The following is a 21174-nucleotide window of genomic DNA, read 5'->3' as shown; positions in this document are numbered from 1 at the left end:
ACATTAGGATAAAAACATTTCGAAAGAAAAATTAAAAAAAGAAATTAATAATGGAATTTTAATTAAAAAAAGGTTAAAATAAGAGAATAAAAAAGAAATTAGATAATAATATTCAGGTTTTTTTTCTACCCTTTTTACCTTTTTTCTTTTTCCCTTTCTTGGAAGGTTTACTTGTTCTTGTATCTCGAACAGTTGCTTTTTCTTCTTTTCTATCCTTTCCAAGTAGTAGTTCTATGAACTTAGCATATACAGGTCTTGTTAAGAAGATTCCTATCAAAATACCTATAATGGTTGTAAATGCAAAACCTGATAGAACACCTATTCCAGTGACTCCCCTTGTTATTCCAACATATGCTAAAGGTAACATAGCTGCTATTAAAGTAGCTGCTGAAGCAAATATAATGAAGAATGCATTGTTAATTTTGAATTTAAGTGCTGTTGCTGTTCTTTTAGTTGCAACACCTTTCTTCAATACTTCATCGGTTATTATTATCTGATCGTCAACACCAGTTCCTATGGCCGCCAGAATACCCGCTATTGCCGGTAGATCAATTGTCCAATGTATCACCGAAGCAACACCAAGAATGAGTACAAGCTCGGCTAAACTGGTGATAATAATCGGAATTACTAATACAGGGGTTCGATACCTTATAAAGACAATCACAGCAATAACTAGGAGCGCCAGAATACCAGCAATGAGTGCACCATTTTTAAATTGGCTTCCAAGTTCTGCAGATACAGCATTGACTCCAACAATTGAAACACTTACGGGAAGTGCACCTGATTGTAGAACAACCTGAAGTGATTTTGCTTCCTGCTCAGCAGCAGTTTTTGTTTGATTTGTTCCACTTACCTGTACATCTGTTGATGGAACACCGTTAGCCAGGTCAGCTCCCACAGCAGGGGATGAAATCAAATTACCATCCAGATACATGTCAACAGGTGTTCCTGCTTTTCCTTGGGCAATTTGGGCAAATTTATTTGCTCCTGCACTGCTTACAGTAAATGGTACTTCCCAATTATTTCCAGTTACTGTATATGGTTTAACAGTTGTAATGTCAGACCCTACCAGTACTGTTTGATTATCTATTTTAGCTTCAAATTTACCAGGAGTTCCAACAATATTTGCAACATCTTCCGGTTTTACTCCTGCTATTTGAACAATAACGTCCTGATTTCCACTTGCACGTACAGTAACATCCGTTACACCGAATGCATTCAAACGCTTATCAAGTACAGCTGTAACAGTACTCATGGTGGATGCATCAACTGGTTCGGCAAGGTGAATCTGAATTGTAGATCCTCCCCTTAGATCAAGGCCCTGTGAAATTCCATAGGTGGATATTGCTCCAATACTTCCAACAACAAGAACAATTAGAAGGATAACCCTCCAATCTTTGATAAATTCTTTGAAGTTCATCTGCGACCCTCCATGTACCATCTAAGAATTCCAAGGTTCATGAGCCACGTTGCAAGAACATCTGCAATCAATCCAATTATGAGTACAGCTGCAATTTGTTCAAGTATCTGAGCGTAAGGCATTAAGAATCTCACTGAAAGGTACAGTGCCACCATTGATCCTATGGCTGCTGCAGCCATTGTGAAACCAGTTTTCATGGCATCTAATGCTCTTTCATTTATGGAACCTTCCCTTCTTTTTAATACTCTAGTTGTCAGAAGTATATCTGTATCAACACTGTATCCTATGAGCATTAAAAGTGCACCAACAGTTGCAACTGAAAGCGGAATTCCAAATAGCGACATTCCACCTACTGCGATTATTATATCACATAATGCAGCAGCTATTACAGCAAGCGAAGGCACCAGATTTCGGAATATAATAAAAACTGTTATGGACATGAACAGAAATGCAAACGCAAGTGCAAAATAAACTTGAGACAAGGCTTTTGAACTTAAAAGAGGTCCAACCGATTCAAAGCTTTGTATGGTGGCAGTTCCGGCTATAGCATTAGAAAGTGTTACCACATCTGCTGCTTGACCAGGAATTTCAAGTGTCATCTGATTTGCACTTGATGATGTAACAGTTATACCTTGAACCCCCGTTGCATTTTGAACTATATTGGTCATCTGATCGGTTGTCACAGGTTGCTGTAGCTGTAAAACTGCTACAGATCCTCCTTTCAGATCTATTCCCTGTTGTAACCCATTTGTTGCAAAAAGTGCAAGCGCAATAAGAGTTATAATCACAGGGATTATAATTAAAGGCTTATAAGAGTCTAATATTTTGTCTGTCATTGACATTGAATCACCAGAAATAATTTATTCAAATATTTTAAATTCCATATATTTTAAGATCCTTTTCTTCAGAGATCTTTTTGGTCTCATTATTAATATCTTCAATTTTTTTTCCACCAGTTTTAATTGAGAAGGAATTTACCAATCTTCCACCTCTAGCTTCTACCTTTTCCCTCATTCTTTCTATGGCTTTTGATCCTCCGCTACTTCCCATGGTAGAAAACAGGATTATATCTTTACCTTTTAAATTGCACTTGTCAATCATGGTTATTATGGCAGGAGCAGGTTTTGCTGCCCATGTAGGTGTACCAATATAGACCAGACCATACTCGCTAAGATCAAATGTATCCGGTTTAATTATAGTTTTATTTTCTCTTAGGGCATCAATAGATGAGCCAAGATAGTTTACTACTCCCATTCTATCCTTAAGATCCATAACTTCCTTTGTATCTGCCTGAATTTCATCTGCCAATGTTTTAGCAACATGAGCAGTTTTCCGGGTGCGAGAGTAATATAAAATTACAGTTTTCATGGGACACCTCATTTAAGATAAATTTTCATATTCTAATGTAAAGTCATTGATTTAAAATTTTATACTAAATTATTATTTTATTTAATATCTTATAAATTAATTTTTTTCATAAATAATTACTATCCTATTACCCATAAAAAAATTTTTTAAAAAGAATTAAATTTTAATTAAATCTTCATCTCTTATAAATTATTTAACGATACTACAATAACTTTATGGATGAAGACCAACCATGTCAATTGATTCTGTTTCTTTAAATCCAAACATCAGATTCATGTTATGAACTGCCTGTCCTGATGCACCCTTAACAAGATTGTCAATAGAAGATGCAACAACCAACCTACCATTATCATCAATATCAAAACATCCTATATGGCAGAAATTGGAACCGCGTACAGAACTCAATCTTGGAACTTCGCCCTGATCAAGGACCCTTACAAATGGCTCTTCAGCGTAGAATTCACTGTAGAGTTCCCTTACATATTCTGGACTCACATCTTCTGTTATGAAGCTGTGTACTGTTGTCATTATGCCTCTGATTACTGGTACAAGGTGTGGTGTGAAAGACACTCTTGCACTTCCAAATTTACTAAGTTTTTCCATTATTTCTGGACCATGACGATGTGTTGTTACAGCGTAGGGAGAAATACTATCGCTGCAGTTGGGGTAATGTGATGATTCGCTAGGCTTAACACCTGCACCACTCACACCAGATTTAGAATCTATAACAATTGTATCAACAATATTTTCTGACACAATTGGCAAACAGGCCAGTATGGCTCCTGTAGGGTAACATCCTGGATTTGCAACAAGATCTGCATCTTTTATAAGTTCACGATTAATTTCAGGTAGACCATAAACTGCATTAAGGGGATGGCTGTGTTTATATCCATACCATTTTTCATATGTTCCTATATTATCAAACCTGTAATCTCCACTAAGATCTATAACTTTCATACCATTTTTAACAAGTTCAGGAACTATTTTCATTGAAGCTCCGTGTGGTGTTGCGGTGAAAACCAGATCTGCATCGATTTCATCGGGTTTAATATCTTCAAATTTCATTTCAAAGTCCCTTAAGTGGGGGTGCACCTTGTGTATGGACTCTCCTTTAAACTGTCTGCTTGTGGCAGCTACAATATCTATTTCAGGATGATTTTTAAGAAATCTTAGAAGTTCTCCACCTGTGTAACCGCTTGCACCTATTATGCCTACTTTGATCATTTTCTCACCATTGCTCTTCTTGTTCATCATTCTGTTAAAAAATTACCTTATTTATGAAAGTTCAAAACTTTTTTTTAGGACATATTATGGTATAAATTTTCTTTAAATATTATAATATTGAGTATATCTAATTATATGGTTAATAATTTATAAATTTAAAAATATATGTGATGTTAATAGTAATATAGTTTTTAATGATATAATAATAAAATATTTTTTAATATTATTTATAAATTGGACCTAATGTAAATGGATAGGGTTTTAATGGAAGAATTATCTGTTAAATATTAGTTTTTAGAAAATTAAATCAAAAATTTTATATACATTATTGTATTGATCAATTAATTGTCCAAAATATAGTCTAATTGACAGATTTGGACACGGAGGCGGTATAATTTTGTGAAAAATCTGTATATACACTGGTATGTACTGTTATTTACACTAGTGTATTTACCATTCACCATTATTATAATGTCTCTTAAAACAGCATTTCTAATTAAAATAAACTTTTAAATAAGTTATATCCATTATTATCAATTATTTCAATTTAATTTCCAACCCATATTAAATTTAAAAAAAAATATTTAGTAATTAGGGAATAAACCCTAATTATCTTTTTATAACATTTTTAAACCTTTAGATATTGCAAATTGTGTCATTAAACTGCTTGGTATGACAACAATATTTCCTTTAGAGTACTGGTCTAATACTGTCTGGAACAATGCTGGTGCTTTAGTAGGATCCTTTACTCCATTAAGTACAGGTTTCATTAGGAGTTCTACTGCAGGACCTCTATCCATGGTACTGTTTTTCTCTTCTGTCATATTCCTTATGAACTCAACAGCAGCGTTGGTTCCATTACCAGTGTAACCAGGCACGTTTATTGGCCCAACAGAATTTAGTATGGCTTGAACAGCGTCGGGTGTTACAATTACCACTGCATCGGTTTTTATTCCTGTATTATACTCTACAATTTGTTGTGCTAACACAGAATCTTTCTGTGTGTCTGCATCCCACAGTGAATCGTGTAGAAGTAAATGAATATTACCTGCATTTGCGGCAGCAGGTTCCATTGCTGTTGGGTGTTGCATACCTCCAGGGTATATAGGTGTCATATTGGTCACACTTCCATTTGTTACATGGATTGCAAATGCCATATCAACAGCCCCTATCCCTGGTCTTTTCTCAGTTGGATCCGCTGTCAATAATAAGATGTTATGATCTCCCTTCATTATATTGGAAGATGCGGGTTGTTCATATTGATATATTACAAAAGCAGCCACTGCAGCTAGTAATATCAATATAATTATTAATAATATTTTTACTATTCTTCTCATTATTTCCACCTAAATTATATAAACATATAAAATATATCTATTTTCTGCAATTCTATTAAAATTGATTTCTATTCTACTTAATTTGAATTTTTTGTATATATATTTTCGTAAAGAATTGTTCAAAATAATCTTTAATAATTATTTTTATAATTACTAACATATGTATAATTCAAGTTTTTTGTTAAATATCTATGTGTTTATAATAATTTAAAAAAAATTAGAATATTCTATAAAAAAAATTTAAAATAAAATAAATTTTTTTTAATATAGTTTATTAGAAACAATTTAACGTGTGATCATTGTTCCTATACCTTTTTTTGTGAATATTTCAAGAAGTACAGAGTGTTTGATTCTTCCATCTATAATATGGGTTGATTTAACCCCGTTGTCAATAGCATTTATACAGGTTTCAACTTTAGGAATCATTCCATCGGTTACAATTCCTTTGTCAATTAACTCTTTTATTTCGTCTATATTCACTTTTTTAATGAGAGTTTCAGGATCCTTAGGATCTTCAAGTATTCCAGGCACATCTGTTAGGATTATGAGTTTTTCAGCGTCTACTTCTGCTGCAATATCTCCTGCAACAGTATCTGCATTCAAGTTTAAAGTATTTGAGCTGTCGTCAACACCTATTGGAGATATTATTGGTATGTACTCGTTGCTGGTTAGCATTTCAACTATCTCAGGGTTAACATTTTCTATTTCCCCTACAAGCCCCAGATCAATTGTTTTTTCTTCGCCTGTTGTATTATCAACAATTATTTGTGGTGCTCTTTTCCGGGCTTTGATGAGATGATTGTCTTTACCTGAAATTCCAACACCTTTACCACCGTGTAAACAAACTTGGGATACAATATCTGTATTTATTTTTCCAACAAGAACCATTTTAACAATATCCATTGTTTCTTGATCGGTTATCCTGAGTCCTCCAATGAATTTAGGCTCTTTACCCAGTTTATTCATGGACCTTGAGATTTCGGGACCTCCTCCATGAACAACCATTGGTTTCATACCAACATACTTCAATAACACAGTATCACGTGCAGTGGAACTCATTGCTTCAGAATCTATCATAGCATGTCCACCATACTTTATCATAATTTTCTTCTTGTGAAATTTCTTTATATAGGGTAAAGCTTCAATTAAAATGTTGACAGTTTCCATTTGCTCTCCTCAAATACTTGTAAAGGATTTTATTATTAGTTATTCTATTTTTAAATAATAAGTTTTTTATTATTAGATGTTTAATCCAAAAATAGAAAGTTATTTTCCATAACCTTTTTTTTGTATTTTAAATTAAAAGTTTTAGGTTGTGTACTCTGCATTTATTCGTACATAATCGTAGCTTAGATCACAACCAAATGCAGTTGCTGTACTATTTCCAAGCCCCAGATCGATTATTATTCTTATATCCTTTTCTTTCATAATATTTTCTGCATCTTCAAGTTCTTTGGTTCCTTCAAATGCATTTACTACTCCTTGGTCAACAATCTTAACATTATTTTGATTGGATGCTAGTGATACACTGATAATCCTTTCATCCATTTCAACACCAGAATAACCTACAGCTGCAACAATTCTTCCCCAATTTGGATCCGCTCCAAAAAGCGCTGTTTTTACCAGTGAAGATGATACAACTGCTTTTGCAGCATTTCTTGCATCTTTAGTTGTGGATGCTTCATTTACTTCAACTTCCATGAATTTGGTTGCACCTTCACCATCCTTTGCAAGCATCCTTGTTAGTTGTGAACAAACATATTCAAGTGCTTCTTGGAAGTTCTCATCAATATTGGCCTTTGATCTTCCATTGGCCATTATCACAACTGTATCATTAGTACTTTCATCACCATCAACTACAACCATGTTAAAAGTTGCATCAACAGCTTTTTTTAATGCCTTTTCAAGTTCCTGTGATGTTGCATCAATATCAGTTGTTATGAATGCAAGCATTGTTCCCATATTAGGTGCAATCATACCTGATCCTTTAGTTATACCGCCAATTCTAACTTTTTCACCATTTTTAAGTTTAGTTTCAACTGAAAATTCCTTTGAAAAGGTATCTGTGGTCATTATAGCTTCAGCGGCATTAGTTGAAGCTTTGGGCGAATTTTCAAGTCCTTCTAATGCATTATCAATAAGACAGTTAATTATATTCATTGGAAGTTCTCTTCCAATAACTCCAGTTGATGAAACAGCAACATCATTGACTTTAAAATCCAACTTTTTGCCAACTTTAGAAGCCATGGATCTTCCATTATCCATGCCTTTTTCTCCTGTGAAGCAGTTGGCATTTCCGCTGTTTGCAACAATTGCCGATAATTTACCATTTTCAATGGCTTCCTTTGTTATTATAACTGGAGCTGCAACAACTTTATTTGAGGTAAAAACTGCAGAAGCGTTGCTGTCTTCACAAACAATAACTGCAACACCGTACTCATTTTCACATGAACCTGATGCAAGTACTCCTTCAACTGCACAAATCCCGCCTTCTATAGTTTTCATATTATTCTCCATGAATTTTTGACTAGAAATAAATCCTAAAAAAAAATTAAGTCTGAATATAGAATTTATTGTGAAATTTTATAAATTATCTTTTTTTTAGGCAGATAAAAATATATTCTATTCAAGTTGTATTACCCGTATTGTTAGTTACGGGTTTTGTTGGTGTTTCTGAACTGTTTTGATGTGTTGTTGGTGTTTCTGTTGTTGTAGTTGTTGTAGTTGGTGTTATCTGTGTTGTGTTGGCTTTGTTTGTTGTGCCAACATTATTTGGTGTGGTGTATATAGTTGGGAATTCCCCCTGATTTGTTAGGTTCAATACACCGATACTGTTCAGTGGATTTGCACCTATGAAAATTCCGGTTCCAGTTGCAAATCCAAATGCAAGTACCGAAATTATCATTCCAACAAATATTTTTCCTTGGGTTTCCTGTTTCATCTAATCACCTTAAATATGAAATTTTAATAAAATTTATAATCATTTTCATGTTTTCTAAGCTGTTAGAGCATAAATAATTGCAAGTACAATTGCTACTATACCGAATAATGGCTGTCCAACATTCCATCCAATTAGTGTTGCTATAAACACAAATATGAATATGATTATAATTTTTGACTTTTTTTCTAGTAAAAAGTCAAGCACTGTTCTTGTGAATTCTGATGGTATGTAATACGAATAAATTCCATCAGCCAGATCAAAGACCATTACAGGATTATTATTCCATATTTTGATACTGTCGGCCATTTGAGCTCTTTCACCCGCTTCTCTTCTACTTTTACCAATTCCAACTCTTAATCTTACTCCATTATTTAAAGCATGCCAGGCACTGTCCATACCTGCACGAAGCGCTGCATTTTTTGTTGGTAAATTGGCGATCAAATCGTCTCCGCCTTCTCTGTAACCTTCAATTTTACCTTCACAGTCCTTTTCTATGTATGCTTTCACTTCATTCATTATTTCAACCAGTTTATCTCTTCCATTTTCATCAATGAATTTGGTTGAATCTATTGCATCTATGAATACATAGTTATCGTAAATAGCTGGTGAACCCTCAAGATCTCCCATTTTGGATGAGAACACTATTGCAAATTCTCCTCCTAATTTGGTGAATCCAACTCCGGATGTTTCTCCAATTTGCTTATTTAAATTTATTGATCTTTCAATTGCAGCAGCACCGGTCATTCCAACTGCAACCCTTACATCCATTTCTTTGTCCATTCCAATGGATATTAATTCTATTCCTACCCTTATTGCATCATTTTTTGATAATAATTTTGATACTATTTCTGTTGAGCTTCTCTCAACAATAAGACCATTTTCTTTCTTTATATGGTCAACAAATTCATCTATTATTTTTCTATCGCTTTTAAATACCTCAACATATAGGTATCTATCGCTACCCATGATTATATTGCTCAAAAGAGCATATTCATTAACCTTATTTTCTGCAGGTTCTATTTCAAGAAATTTCCTGTTTTCAGGGATATTTCCTACCCCTACTTCGCTTAGAACATTATTAAAAATATTCTGCGTGGTTATATGGGCCGTTTCGATTTCAAGGAGCATTGTACGGGTATAATTTATCATTGCAACGTATTCCCGTTCCATATCGTTCGTTGGATAATACTTGGTTCCAATGCTTAAAACTTTGTTTTTAATTAAAAAACCAAATATGGCTCGTGAAATGTAATCCATAACCATTTACTTTTCTCCTCCCTTCTCTAATGTTATGTCAAAGTGTCCTGGTTTTTCCATTAGCATACTGGGCTTAACAGATACTATAGGGAATTTCCATGTTCCAAGCCTTGCTGCAACTGTACTTGCAATATTTCTCGAATTTTTCTTTACAAAGGAGTAATCATGGTCGTTTATGGTTATATTAACATTGTAGGGAGATTCTTCAAGTATTTCATCCGAATAGATAATGTTGAGTTCAAATGATCCTGGTTTAGTAAAGAGATCATTTCGAACAGCAACCAAGGGTGCATGATCAAGTTTTAACCTGTCACCCACTGTTACCGCAATATTTCCTGCATTTTTTACAGCGTCCTTATAATCTCTTGGACTTACAAGCACGAATATTATAAAGTCACTCGTTTTTTCTGCATCTTCAACCATTCCCATTACTTTATCAAAGAGAGGAATTTTCAAGAAAATACCTTCAATTTTAGAATCAAAACCATCTTCATTGGTTTTTGATATTCTATCTATAGCTTCTTTTGCAACTGCAATTCCACTTAACTTCTTATTTTTTTTCAGTTTATAAGAATCCAGACCCTTTTTCTCGAAGTCATTAAGCATTTGGGTGCATATCTTTTGGAGTATATTCTTTACCTTTTTTGGCTTTGATGATGATCCAATTGATATATTACCATCAATGAAGTTGAATGGAATTCTTCTGTTGTTAATATCATGAAATTCATCGTGGAACTCCCTGAAATTATCATTTGAAAGTATTTTTGTATCCTCTTCATCTGCCATTTTGAGTATGAAATGATCTGCATTTGTTCCTGATGGAACCTGATGTACATTACCTTCATCAAGGAGATCATTGAACTTATCTTTTTCATCTATCTCATGCCTCAGGGATGCATCTGCTATTGGAAATGGTTCATAACCTAATTTATCAAGGGCTTCCACAGCCTTTAGAAGGTTTTCTAAACTTGGTTTTTTCCCTTCCTTATCCTTTCCAAAGTGTGCTACATTTGATGCATCTATAATAACTTTCAATTAATCACCTAAACAAGTGTTTTCATATTTTGCAAGACATTTATGTGTTCCATCTGCACGGTTCAAGATTATTTCAATGAACTCCTCTTCTATATTTATAGTGTTGAAGGAGGAAAGTGTTTTTCCTCTTAACTTGAGTGATGACACAGTTCCGGCAGTTATAAAGGCTGAATTTTCCATCATCCAAACATGTGGCATATGTTTATGTCCCGAAAGAACTAAATCAGCTCTTCCTTTCATAAGTGATAATAGTATATCTCCAGCATCACTTAATACATTTCTTTCCCGACCAGTTTTTGGCACTGGAATTATGTGATGATGGAGCGCTATGATCTTGTAAAGATTTTCTTCATCTGCTTTTTTCAGTTCTTTTTCCATAAAATTTTGCTGGGATCTACCTACTCTACCATAATCAAGGTCGGGTTCGCTACTATCTAATCCGATTACTTTTAAACCATGTTTTTTGTCTTTTAATGTTCCGTATCTTTTTTTTATTATTACTTCAAAGGATTCATTCCCTACATGTCGTGCATCATGGTTTCCTGGCACTACAATTATTGGGGATTTTATTTGATCCAGGTATCTGATTACTTCCTGAAATTCAAGGTAGTATCCATTTTCTGTTATGTCTCCGGTAATTATGGTCACATCGGGATGGATGTTGTTGAGCTCATCAATTGCATTTATAATGAGCTCTTCCTTGAAGTTGAAGGATCCAACGTGTAAATCTGATATATGTGCAATAAAAGGCATTTAACTTAACCTCAATATGGCCTCCGCCAGATCTCCCTGTGTTTCTTTCAAAGTTTCAAGAGCCTTTTCCTTTGATACTCCAGTTTGAGTACTTACAAGATCAATATCATCATCAGGGATAATTAATTCAGATTCTATTTTCTGTTCGGTTATCTTACCAGTTATCTGGTAGGTTTGTTGTCCCATAAAATCCATTAAGTTCACTTTAGGACTGTTTATAATGATTTCTTTATTTTTAAATTTAATGACAACCTCTGTAACTCCCTTTATATCCTTTTGATCCATGCCCATCTGTTTCATTGCTCTTTGCATTTGCTTTAATTGTTTAGGGTTCATTCCTGCGCCAGGTAACATTAAATTCCTCCTTTCCTTGTCTTAACAGCTTGTCCTGTGTTGAAATCCATTATTTCATGACCGCATAAAATTGACTTACCAAAGGCAAGTAATTCATCCTTTTCATTAACGATCAAAACTTCATCATTAGTTCTTATATTTATATCACAATCTATAACGAATTTAGCAAATATACTTTTTCCTTCTCTTGCAAATGGGTCGGCATCAGCATTCACAACAACCCTTTTTTCAGGATAATCAATATGGGAATGAAGTCTTCTTGCACCATCCCTGTCCAGCACAAAAACACTATCAGTAGCTCTTAAAGTTGCTATTAGAACATCCTCTTCATATATATGTCTTATTTTACCTGTTTTCCGACTTTTAACTATTTTAACTTCACCAGGGAATAGAGCTTTTCCAGATCCAGCTCCAAACTGGTAATCTGCAATACAATTAATTTTTTCCCTATCATCCAGATCTATTTTAAATGAATCTAATTCATATTCTTCGAGACTGTATACTCTAACAGGGTTTTCAGATAAATCCCTTCCCGGTTCAAGTTCAATAGTGTACATATCAAATCGATCTAGAATCTTTGAACTGATAACAACATTATCAAAACCATTCATATACTTTTCCAGTTCTTCTTTAATAAACTTCTTAGAGTCTTCATCGGTTATTATAGGGGCTTCATTCTGTGCAAGCGGATAAACCTCATCGATTTCAAGCGGTATCACAGCAAATGGCACATCCACAACTGCGACTTGAAGATCATTGAAAAGCTCATCAGGATCAACTATACTGTCCCCTTGGATATGTTTGGTGTAAAATTTGCCCAAATCATTTCGGATATGTTTAGAGTAGGGTTTCCTACTCCTTGGAAGTAGTAGAAGATTCTTTTTTTTGGGAAGTCTATCGATCCTTGACAGATGTCTTTGAATTTCCGCTCTTGCAAGGGATTCCGGACCCGAATAAAAAAATGCCGAATTTTTACTAGATGGATCATACTCCTCAATCAACGATGTGTACTTTTTAAGATTTCTTAAAGCATCAAGCAGGTAAGGATGGACTCTACACCTCTGCTCAACCAGTTCCATCAAAGTTCCATCAACAATGGACTGTTTAATTTTACGTATCTCTGCAAAGCTTATATGCAAATTATGCTCTGCAATTAATTTCATTCGATCATTCTTTTTCATACTCCTCAAATCTTCAGGAGTGTAATTGATACACACTGGACATGAACATGGCATTTCAACAAGATTTGCAAGTTTAAATGTTCCTGTTGGCATCATTAACCTATCATCCTGTGCATACAGTATGTAAGCTGCCGAATCAAATAGATCGCATCCCATACTAACAGCAAGTGCAAAGACCATTGGATGACCAGCACCCATTAGATGTCTTGGTTTTGAATCTGGAAGATTTTTAACAGAAGCCATAACAACATCAACAAGTTCTGAATATCTGTAAGATTCCATCAATGGAACAACAGCACCTATGGGATAAACATCAAATCCCATGGCTCCAATTGTTTCAGCACACTTGGATCTTAGATCAGCAAAGGTTGAACCTTGAACAACAGAGTTGAGCATTAGATCACCTCGCACTTCAAGTGATTCTATTGCCCTTTCAATTGTAATTTCGAGTTCTTTTTCTGCTCTTTCTCTTTTAACAAATGGTGGTGTTGGTATATCAAGTGAAGTCCCAATATCTGTTCCAATCAATGCTTGAAACTCTATTATTTCCTGATTATTAACATCAATATCACCATACTCTGAAAGTTGGAATGATCCTGAATCAGTTACAATGGGTCCTGGGAAGTCTATGAGTTCATGAACACCTTCTTCTAGCACTTTGGCTCTAAGATCTTCATTTTTATACATTATATATGCATTGGTGATTACAATTTCTGCTCCATATTCCTTTACATCAATGGTTTGTTTTCCAGGATGTACAACAGGCATGAGTGCAGGTGTTCTAATCTTTCCATGGGGTGTTGTGAGTATTCCAATCCTTCCCATTGCATCTTTATTTTTTATTTCGAAGTTCAAAATTCTTTCACCTTTTTTTGAATATAAATATAAAATTTCATTGGTAATATATTATGATAAATAGTATTTAAACAGTTAAATAACAGGCGAATCATTCTAATAAATCTCTTCCTGTTTTAATTGTAAAATTCTATTTTTTTAATCCATTATTTCAAATTTACTACTGTGAATTTCAGTCAATATCTATGAAGATTATTTTTGTAAAAAATTTTTTATTGTATTAACATAATTTATGAATTTTTTAATTAGATTTTAGTGGTATCAGTTGATCATATATTTTTTATACTATATTTATTCATTTAAAAAAAATTATTAAAGAACTTTTTTTTGATATAATCGATTTACTCCGGGATATTACCATATTCCATTATTTTATTTAATCTTTTCTCCATTTCAATCACACGTTCGCTGGAATTTTCTAATGGTTCACATTTACTACCACATATACACTCTCTGTACTGTGGGCAAACAATATATTTAGATTTTTCAGATTCCAGATCTTCAAATCCAAGCCTTCTTATGTCTTTAAGAACTCGACGCATTAAACGATCCTCAATTTTTATGTCATTACAAAGATAAATGGGACTTTTGACTGTGGATGCAAATTTATAGTCTTTTCTAGCAATTTTACGTTCATTTTGCCTTCTTTCAGATATTTCAATACTCGAATCATTCAATGTAAAATCTCTAAATGGAGTTCCAGCGTCTGATAATGCAACCATTCTTTCATCTCTAGATGATAATGGTTTTTCAATGTTTACAAGTAAAGGTGATGCAAGTGTTCCACCACTTCTACCGAATCTTGGACCCTCACCAACGTATAAACCAGTTTTTATTATGGCATATCTCACAGCTGATGCAGCGGTATATGTTAAAAACATGCCATCATTTTTAAGCATGGATTTAAGTCCTTTTAAAAATTCTAGGGAATATAGTTCTGGTGAAATACCTGGTGAAAATGGTGCTAAAAATATTGCATCATAAGTATTTGATTTATCAATTGATTCATTGCTATTCACACTTTCTTTAGCTGGATTTTGTGAAGTTTCTTTTGTAAAACCGTAATTTTTAACTAGTTCTCTTGCATCTGTAATGTGAATATTTAATTTGATGTTATCGGGGATTTTTTCTTTGATAGTTCGGAATTTTAAAAATCCTGTGGAAAATAATTTATCTTCGATTGCCTTTTTAACAATTTCATGTGATTTAACAGGGCTTGGAATAATCAGTCCAGTTGCAAGGGTTAATGGTGATATTTCAACCATATCGATACAGATTTCAGGATTTGTCTCGTTGTTTAGATATTCCAGACAAACTGCTGTGGTGTATCCCAGTCCACTGCATATGTCTAGTACATGAACATCCTTCTTTTCTGTAAGATGGGAGGGTTTAACATATTTTTCAAGGGATTCATCAAGCCCACCATGATGTGTATGCATTGTCTCGGATGATCCTTCTGAAACTTCAGATTTAATGGTGTAAGAACCATCACCTGTTTCGATTAAAAATTCCTTTAAATCATCGAATGCAACACTTCTGGCATCCATGTCCCCATTATTTTCCTTCTTAAAACATTCATCAACTATTTCTAGAACCTTTTTTTGGACCTTAAGAGGTTTGTATACACTATTATTTTTCATTTTTATCCTTTAATTTGTGTTATTCATTAAATTTTTAGTAAAAGAGAATTAAGAATCAATTTTTCCTGTTCACTATTTATTAATCTTTCTAATTTTGAAAGGTCTTTATATAATATTTAATTATCAATTGGATTAATAGTATTGGATAGTAAATTTAGAAACTGTTATAAAAAATCTATTATAAATTTATGAATTTGTTATGGAGGCATATTATATGGTTAAGATTATAGGAATCTCAGGAAGTCCAAGAACTGATGGAAACACATCTTTCCTCGTTGAAACAGCTTTAAAATCTGCTGAGGAAGCAGGAGCAGAAACTGAAATTATAAATTTGGGATCATTAAATATTGAACCTTGTGTTGCTTGTGATATATGTAAGGCAACTGGAGAATGTGCAATATACGATGATATGAGGGAAATAACAGAAAAGTTAATGGAATGTAATGGAATGATCATTGGCAGTCCTGTTTACTTTGGAAGTGTAACATCACAGTTGAAGATGTTTATCGATAGATCAAGACCACTTAGGGGATCTTTTAAATTAAAAGACAAAGTTGGAGGATCCATAGCTGTTGGCGGTTCAAGAAATGGTGGACAGGAAAGTACAATCTCAGTTATTCAAGATTTTCTCTTAATCCATGATGCAATTGTTGTTGGAGATGGTGCACCAATGGCTCATTACGGGGGAACAGGTGTTGGGGGTCCTAAAGGTGATACCATGAATGATGAAATAGGAATTGAAACCTCAAAAAATCTTGGAAAACGTGTTACTGAACTTGCAAAACGTTTGGAGTAAGATTTTCATACAATATTTTTTCTATTGTCATGATTTCATATTGCCATTAAACTAATTGATTCATTAAGTTATTACTCAAAGATTTAACATATAAAAGACAATATTAAAGATAAAGAGTTATTCATTAAATGAGAGGTTTCAATGAAAATATTTGTTGTTGTACCGGCCTACAATGAGGAAAAAACCATAACAAAGGTCATTATAGATCTCATTGAGATGGGATTTGAATTTGTAGTGGTTGATGATGGTTCTAAAGATGATACCTACAATATAGCTAGCAATATCATTAAAAAATATAATAAAGGATTGATCTGCAAACATCTCCTAAACAGGGGTTTAGGTGCTGCTTTAAAAACAGGAATAGAAGCTTCTTTAATGGAAGATGCCGATGTAATTGTAACTTTTGATGCAGATGGTCAACACGATCCAAATGACATATTAAAAGTTTCAAAACCTGTAATTAATGATGAAGCTGATGTTACTGTGGGCATAAGAGATTTTAAGGAGATGCCTTCTTCCAAAAAATTTGGAAACAGGGTAATGAATTTAATAACCCTTATATTCTATGGTATAAATGTCAATGATTCACAATCTGGACTCAGAGCATTTAACAGGAAAGCAGCTGAAACAATAATAATAAATGCAAGAGATTATGGGGTTTCATCTGAAATAATTGGCGAAGTTAAACGTCATAATTTAAGATTAATAGAAGTACCAATAAAAACCATATATACCGAGTATTCAATGACCAAGGGCACAAACACTGATGAAGGTCTAAAAATACTTGTAAAACTTATAATAAACATATTAAAATAAAAATAAATTTAATAAAACTAACTTATTCATTAAATAATGGAATACGAATTAATAAATAAAAAAAATGGATAATATAATAAATATCCACCAGGGATTTAAAAAAAATGATAGAAATATACCAGATAATTGCAATTTTTCTTGGAATATTAGCCATGGTTCTGAGTATTTTAAGGTTTAGAGATGGAAAAATGTCTTTAGGCATGCTTTTTGCATGGATTATTATATGGTTGGTCATCATTTTCATTTCAATATACCCTAACACAACAAATTATTTTGCAATATATACAGGTATAGGCAGAGGACTGGATTTTGCACTGATACTAGGCTTACTCCTAAGTTTCTATTTGATATTCAAAATGTACAATAAGATCGAAACAATTGAAGAAGAATTAACAGATCTTGTGAGAGAATTAGCTATTCAACAAAATAATATTAAAACTGATGATAAGCAAGATATTGAAGATGATTCAGATTTAAAAAACAATATAAAATAATAATCTCTTTTATTTACAACAAAATCTGGTCATGATTTATAATATAGATATAATTCAATATTATTCATAATAATAGGGTCTTAACATGAAAATAGGATATTTCATTGGACATTTTCCATATGTTAACTTGGTTAATACTCCAGATTATATTAAAAAGTATGCTCATGGAGGTACAGAAATAGCAGCATATAATTTGGCTGTTAATATGGCAAATAGGGGTAATTCAGTTGATGTTTTTACAACATCAATTGATTCTATTGATTCATTAGAGATTTATCCAAACATGAAAATACATCGCAATGCAACCAGTTTCAAAATTGCAAGTGCCAATGCTTCTTTTAAATTAATTTATAAACCATTAAAGTATGATTTAGATATTGTACATGCACATTCACCAATTCCCTATTCTGATCTTCCTGCACTGCTGTATGCCAAACGGAAAAAGGTACCATTTCTATTAACATATCAGTTTGATGGGCAGGAAACAGGCGGTAGTTTCATGCGCAATACAGGAGTATCTATTTACAATAAATTATTTATTAACAAAGTATTGGGCTCTGCAGAGGTTATAATTGCTACCACTAAAGCATATGCCAATGAATCACCCTTTTTAAGGAAATATAAGGATAAAATAGTAGTAATACCCAATGGAATCAATATACCAGAGGTAACAACCCCCTACACAAGGGAAGAATCAAGGATTAACTTAGGACTACCATTGGAGGACAATATAATTCTCTTTTTCGGAAGTTTAGTCCAATATAAAGGTCCGGATATATTATTAAAAGCTTTTAAAACCGTTAAAAAGGAATTTCCAAATACTAAACTAATTTTTGCAGGCAGAGGCCAAATGTTTGATTATCTCAGTGACTTGGCTAAAAAATTGGGTGTTGAAAACAATGTGGTTTTCACAGGATTTGTTGAAGATGAAAAAAAGCCATTGTATTATAAATCAGCTGATATATTCTGTTTACCATCAACAACAATGGCCGAATCTTTTGGTATTGTAAATTTAGAGGCCATGGCAGCAGGTATTCCAATTGTTGCCTCTGATCTTGGAGGTATACCCGACATTGTAAAGCATGGAGAAAATGGTTTACTTGCAAAACCATGCAATGTTCAAAACCTTGCAGATGCTTTGACATATCTACTAAAAAATGAAGATATAAGGAAAAACTTTGGAAATAAAGGAAGGGAAATGGTAGATAATTACAGTTGGGATAAAATTGCAAAGGAAACTGAAGAGCTGTATAGGAGTATACTTCAAAATTGGTAGAGAACTATCCATCAATACTTTTGATGTATGGTAAAGTAATAAATAATTCTTATTGTATCAACATTTAAAGGTGAAATTTTAATGCAAATAGATTATATTAACGGACCAAAGACTGATAAGATATTTGGAATGTCTAAATATCAAATAGAGATACATAAAAGGCTTGATGTTAAATTGAATATCATTGAATACGAATCTATTATGCATAACCTTGAAAAAAGATATAGTCATCCATTAAAATCAAATTTAGAGAATAAACCAGATACTCAAACTCATGAAGATTCAAAACTAAAAAATTTCTTTGTTGAAATTGGCAGAACAACTCTTAAAAACATTGACCGTTACAGATACAAAATCAAGGTCCAAAATAATATAAAAAAGCAGAATATTAAACATATCACCTCTCAGGAAAATGCATATCTGTTAAATTCAATTAAAACGAACAGATCTGTTGTAACGTGTTATGACCTAATTCCATGGGCCTTTGAAAAGAATCATTCAAGATTATGGAAAAGTAATATGTCAGGATTAAAAAAAGCAGATCGGATTATGACAATTTCAGAATTTTCCAAAGATGAAATTATTAAATATTTGAACTATCCTAAAGAGAGGATACATATTGTGAGTGCTGCAGTTGACCATGATCTCTACCATAAAAAAAGGAATAAAGATATTCTAATACAACACAACATTCCAAAGGATCAGAAATTCATACTCTATGTCGGTTCTGAAACACCAAGACAGAATCTGAACTTCCTGTTAAGATCACTAGCAAAACTTAAAAAGAAATTACCAGGTATCAAACTGTTAAAAATAGGTGATCCTCAAAGCTACGGGGCTAGAAAACAGTTGTTAAATACAATAAGAGAGTTGGATCTTCAAAATAATGTTATATTTCTTGGATATGTATCAGAAGAAGAACTACCCAAGTGGTACAATGCATCAGACCTTCTTGTTTATCCATGTTTATATGCTGGATTTGGTTTGCCTCCTCTTGAAGCCATGGCATGCGGTACGCCCGTAATAACCTCAAATACCAGCTCCCTACCGGAAGTTGTTGATGACGCAGGAATAATGGTAGATCCAAATGATGATAATGCCCTGGAATTAAATATGTACAATGTCCTTACACAGGATGATTTGACCCAAAAATTAACAGAAAAGGGACTTAAAAGATCTAAAATATTCACATGGGACAATGCTGCCAAAGAAACCCAGGAAGTATACGATTCTTTGTAAAAGAGATTGAACTATAATATAATATTTAAAACCAATAAAACCATTAAATTCTATTTCTATTCCAGTTTTTTATATCCATAATCATCTCTAATTGCATCATAAACTGCATGCATTACCATATTAGATGCATTACTTTTGCCCTTAACCATTAAATAAAGTGCAAAAATGAGTTTATTGATAAATAATTGGATATAACAAAATAAATTAAAAGAATCCCTATTCTTTTTTATCAATAAAAAAGAGTTTCTATTCCCATAATAATATGAACTCAAAGATCTTATCTCTTCTGAAGGTATTTTATGCCATATTTTAGATTTTGGCACGTAAAATATGTCATAGCCATGTTTCTTAGCTCTTAAACACCAGTCAGCATCTTCATAATATAAAAAATAATTTGGATCAAGTAATCCAATATCATCAATAACTCTTCTCTTTATAAGCAATCCACAACCAACAACATAATCGATCTGCACGGATTTGGGATTGTTTACATCAATTATTGGAGGATCTGATATTCTACCATTGCATAAATTTACATTATGCCCAATATAAGCAGTTTTATCCGGTTTATCATAGTAATTAACCATTGGCCCTACAATACCCGCTTTATGGTCGGTATCTGCAAATTTTACAAGTTCATTTAAGAAATTCTTATCAACCACTGTATCATTATTTAGAAGCAGAATATAATCCGAATTTAAAAATTGCAACGAAAACTTTATACCAATATTATTGCCTTCAGAAAAGCCAGAATTAATTTCATTTTTAATTAATATAAGCTTATTATTTGAATTTAAATTATTATAATTTTCATTAATTATTTGCAATGATTTTAATCCCTTGGCAGTATATTCAAAGATGTTAATAGGTTTGTTAAATTCATTATAAACAAAAAAATCTGATTCAACTGAAAGGTCTCCTGATGCATATTTCTTTAACATTTCAACAGACTCAATTTGAGAACCATTATCAACTACAATCACATCATAATCAGGATAGTCTACTTGATAAAGTGATTCAAGACATTCTATTGTATCTTCCCATCCATTCCAGTTAAGGATTATTATTGAAACTTTTTGCTTCATTATTACTTCCAAATTATAAATTTAAATAGATATTTTAATCCATATCTGCTATTGAATCGGTTTTTCCAGAATTCAAATTTTATCAAAAGAGTTTCTTTTATCT

General features: G+C 32.9%; 20 protein-coding genes. 5 read left to right on the top strand and 15 right to left on the bottom strand.

Annotated elements, in window-relative coordinates:
* Positions 1-112 precede the first annotated feature (112 nt).
* The 14 genes from K8N75_RS13125 to K8N75_RS13060 form a co-directional block, all read right to left on the bottom strand.
* The gene (locus K8N75_RS13125; protein WP_223792504.1) at positions 113-1420 is read right to left on the bottom strand and encodes a preprotein translocase subunit SecD; all 1308 of its coding nucleotides are present in this window, start codon (positions 1418-1420) and stop codon (positions 113-115) included.
* Positions 1417-2262 (bottom strand): protein translocase subunit SecF, encoded by an 846-nt coding sequence (locus K8N75_RS13120; protein WP_223792503.1) that lies wholly within the window; start codon positions 2260-2262, stop codon positions 1417-1419. Before K8N75_RS13120 ends, K8N75_RS13125 begins: the two co-directional genes overlap by 4 nt.
* A gap of 31 nt (positions 2263-2293) precedes the next feature.
* Positions 2294-2788 carry a flavodoxin family protein gene (locus tag K8N75_RS13115; protein WP_223792502.1) on the bottom strand — a complete coding sequence of 165 codons (495 nt, stop codon included), beginning with the start codon at positions 2786-2788 and terminating at the stop codon, positions 2294-2296.
* Between the two features lie 213 nt (positions 2789-3001).
* Positions 3002-4012 (bottom strand): N-acetyl-gamma-glutamyl-phosphate reductase, encoded by a 1011-nt coding sequence (gene argC, locus K8N75_RS13110; RefSeq protein WP_223792501.1) that lies wholly within the window; start codon positions 4010-4012, stop codon positions 3002-3004.
* Between the two features lie 617 nt (positions 4013-4629).
* A complete protein-coding gene (locus K8N75_RS13105) occupies positions 4630-5349 on the bottom strand; it encodes a DUF4012 domain-containing protein (RefSeq protein WP_223792500.1) in 720 nt (239 codons plus the stop codon).
* Between the two features lie 285 nt (positions 5350-5634).
* Positions 5635-6516, bottom strand: coding sequence for an acetylglutamate kinase (gene argB / locus K8N75_RS13100; protein WP_223792499.1), 882 nt, complete (start codon positions 6514-6516; stop codon positions 5635-5637).
* A 141-nt stretch (positions 6517-6657) separates the two neighbouring features.
* Positions 6658-7854: a bifunctional ornithine acetyltransferase/N-acetylglutamate synthase gene (gene argJ, locus K8N75_RS13095; protein WP_223792498.1), complete on the bottom strand. Its 1197-nt coding sequence runs from the start codon at positions 7852-7854 to the stop codon at positions 6658-6660.
* 121 nt (positions 7855-7975) lie between these two features.
* Complete coding sequence (locus K8N75_RS13090) at positions 7976-8290, bottom strand: hypothetical protein (protein WP_223792497.1); 315 nt, start codon at positions 8288-8290, stop codon at positions 7976-7978.
* Between the two features lie 54 nt (positions 8291-8344).
* On the bottom strand, positions 8345-9553 hold the full coding sequence (locus K8N75_RS13085) for a hypothetical protein (RefSeq protein WP_223792496.1): 1209 nt from the start codon (positions 9551-9553) through the stop codon (positions 8345-8347).
* Positions 9554-10582, bottom strand: a complete 1029-nt coding sequence (locus K8N75_RS13080; protein WP_223792495.1) for an NYN domain-containing protein — start codon at positions 10580-10582, stop codon at positions 9554-9556.
* The gene (locus K8N75_RS13075; protein WP_223792494.1) at positions 10583-11335 is read right to left on the bottom strand and encodes a metallophosphoesterase family protein; all 753 of its coding nucleotides are present in this window, start codon (positions 11333-11335) and stop codon (positions 10583-10585) included.
* The gene (locus K8N75_RS13070; RefSeq protein ID WP_048190876.1) at positions 11336-11689 is read right to left on the bottom strand and encodes a nascent polypeptide-associated complex protein; all 354 of its coding nucleotides are present in this window, start codon (positions 11687-11689) and stop codon (positions 11336-11338) included.
* Positions 11689-13695: a tRNA guanosine(15) transglycosylase TgtA gene (tgtA, locus tag K8N75_RS13065; RefSeq protein ID WP_420830728.1), complete on the bottom strand. Its 2007-nt coding sequence runs from the start codon at positions 13693-13695 to the stop codon at positions 11689-11691. Before tgtA ends, K8N75_RS13070 begins: the two co-directional genes overlap by 1 nt.
* A gap of 371 nt (positions 13696-14066) precedes the next feature.
* Positions 14067-15365, bottom strand: a complete 1299-nt coding sequence (locus K8N75_RS13060) for an MnmC family methyltransferase (RefSeq protein ID WP_223792492.1) — start codon at positions 15363-15365, stop codon at positions 14067-14069.
* A 214-nt stretch (positions 15366-15579) separates the two neighbouring features.
* On the opposite strand from K8N75_RS13060, the gene K8N75_RS13055 reads away from it, so the two are divergent.
* From K8N75_RS13055 to K8N75_RS13035, 5 genes are all read left to right on the top strand, one after another.
* Positions 15580-16161, top strand: a complete 582-nt coding sequence (locus K8N75_RS13055; RefSeq protein WP_223792491.1) for a flavodoxin family protein — start codon at positions 15580-15582, stop codon at positions 16159-16161.
* Between the two features lie 141 nt (positions 16162-16302).
* Positions 16303-16977, top strand: a complete 675-nt coding sequence (locus K8N75_RS13050) for a glycosyltransferase family 2 protein (RefSeq protein ID WP_223792490.1) — start codon at positions 16303-16305, stop codon at positions 16975-16977.
* 104 nt (positions 16978-17081) lie between these two features.
* Complete coding sequence (locus tag K8N75_RS13045; RefSeq protein WP_223792489.1) at positions 17082-17471, top strand: DUF2304 domain-containing protein; 390 nt, start codon at positions 17082-17084, stop codon at positions 17469-17471.
* An 85-nt stretch (positions 17472-17556) separates the two neighbouring features.
* Positions 17557-18747 (top strand): glycosyltransferase family 4 protein, encoded by a 1191-nt coding sequence (locus tag K8N75_RS13040; protein ID WP_223792488.1) that lies wholly within the window; start codon positions 17557-17559, stop codon positions 18745-18747.
* Positions 18748-18828: 81 nt separating this feature from the next.
* Entirely contained in the window at positions 18829-19986 is a 1158-nt protein-coding gene (locus tag K8N75_RS13035; protein ID WP_223792487.1) for a glycosyltransferase family 4 protein, read from the top strand.
* A 56-nt stretch (positions 19987-20042) separates the two neighbouring features.
* Here the strand turns inward: K8N75_RS13035 and K8N75_RS13030 are convergent, their stop codons facing one another.
* Positions 20043-21071, bottom strand: a complete 1029-nt coding sequence (locus tag K8N75_RS13030) for a glycosyltransferase family 2 protein (protein WP_223792486.1) — start codon at positions 21069-21071, stop codon at positions 20043-20045.
* Positions 21072-21174: the final 103 nt, after the last annotated feature.

The organism is Methanobacterium spitsbergense (genome assembly GCF_019931065.1).
GTDB lineage: Archaea > Methanobacteriota > Methanobacteria > Methanobacteriales > Methanobacteriaceae > Methanobacterium_B > Methanobacterium_B spitsbergense.
Note: the sequence above shows the minus strand (reverse complement) of the source record. Positions and strands in the feature narration are given on the sequence as shown.

Excerpts from the sequence above, each read along its gene's own strand:
- K8N75_RS13125 (WP_223792504.1), bottom strand. The coding sequence starts at position 1,420 with ATGAACTTCAAAGAATTTATCAAAGATTGGAGGGTTATCCTTCTAATT.
- K8N75_RS13120 (WP_223792503.1), bottom strand. The coding sequence starts at position 2,262 with ATGTCAATGACAGACAAAATATTAGACTCTTATAAGCCTTTAATTATA.
- K8N75_RS13115 (WP_223792502.1), bottom strand. The coding sequence starts at position 2,788 with ATGAAAACTGTAATTTTATATTACTCTCGCACCCGGAAAACTGCTCAT.
- argC (WP_223792501.1), bottom strand. The coding sequence starts at position 4,012 with ATGATCAAAGTAGGCATAATAGGTGCAAGCGGTTACACAGGTGGAGAA.
- K8N75_RS13105 (WP_223792500.1), bottom strand. The coding sequence starts at position 5,349 with ATGAGAAGAATAGTAAAAATATTATTAATAATTATATTGATATTACTA.
- argB (WP_223792499.1), bottom strand. The coding sequence starts at position 6,516 with ATGGAAACTGTCAACATTTTAATTGAAGCTTTACCCTATATAAAGAAA.
- argJ (WP_223792498.1), bottom strand. The coding sequence starts at position 7,854 with ATGAAAACTATAGAAGGCGGGATTTGTGCAGTTGAAGGAGTACTTGCA.
- K8N75_RS13090 (WP_223792497.1), bottom strand. The coding sequence starts at position 8,290 with ATGAAACAGGAAACCCAAGGAAAAATATTTGTTGGAATGATAATTTCG.
- K8N75_RS13085 (WP_223792496.1), bottom strand. The coding sequence starts at position 9,553 with ATGGTTATGGATTACATTTCACGAGCCATATTTGGTTTTTTAATTAAA.
- K8N75_RS13075 (WP_223792494.1), bottom strand. The coding sequence starts at position 11,335 with ATGCCTTTTATTGCACATATATCAGATTTACACGTTGGATCCTTCAAC.
- K8N75_RS13070 (WP_048190876.1), bottom strand. The coding sequence starts at position 11,689 with ATGTTACCTGGCGCAGGAATGAACCCTAAACAATTAAAGCAAATGCAA.
- tgtA (WP_420830728.1), bottom strand. The coding sequence starts at position 13,695 with ATGGGAAGGATTGGAATACTCACAACACCCCATGGAAAGATTAGAACA.
- K8N75_RS13060 (WP_223792492.1), bottom strand. The coding sequence starts at position 15,365 with ATGAAAAATAATAGTGTATACAAACCTCTTAAGGTCCAAAAAAAGGTT.
- K8N75_RS13055 (WP_223792491.1), top strand. The coding sequence starts at position 15,580 with ATGGTTAAGATTATAGGAATCTCAGGAAGTCCAAGAACTGATGGAAAC.
- K8N75_RS13050 (WP_223792490.1), top strand. The coding sequence starts at position 16,303 with ATGAAAATATTTGTTGTTGTACCGGCCTACAATGAGGAAAAAACCATA.
- K8N75_RS13045 (WP_223792489.1), top strand. The coding sequence starts at position 17,082 with ATGATAGAAATATACCAGATAATTGCAATTTTTCTTGGAATATTAGCC.
- K8N75_RS13040 (WP_223792488.1), top strand. The coding sequence starts at position 17,557 with ATGAAAATAGGATATTTCATTGGACATTTTCCATATGTTAACTTGGTT.
- K8N75_RS13035 (WP_223792487.1), top strand. The coding sequence starts at position 18,829 with ATGCAAATAGATTATATTAACGGACCAAAGACTGATAAGATATTTGGA.
- K8N75_RS13030 (WP_223792486.1), bottom strand. The coding sequence starts at position 21,071 with ATGAAGCAAAAAGTTTCAATAATAATCCTTAACTGGAATGGATGGGAA.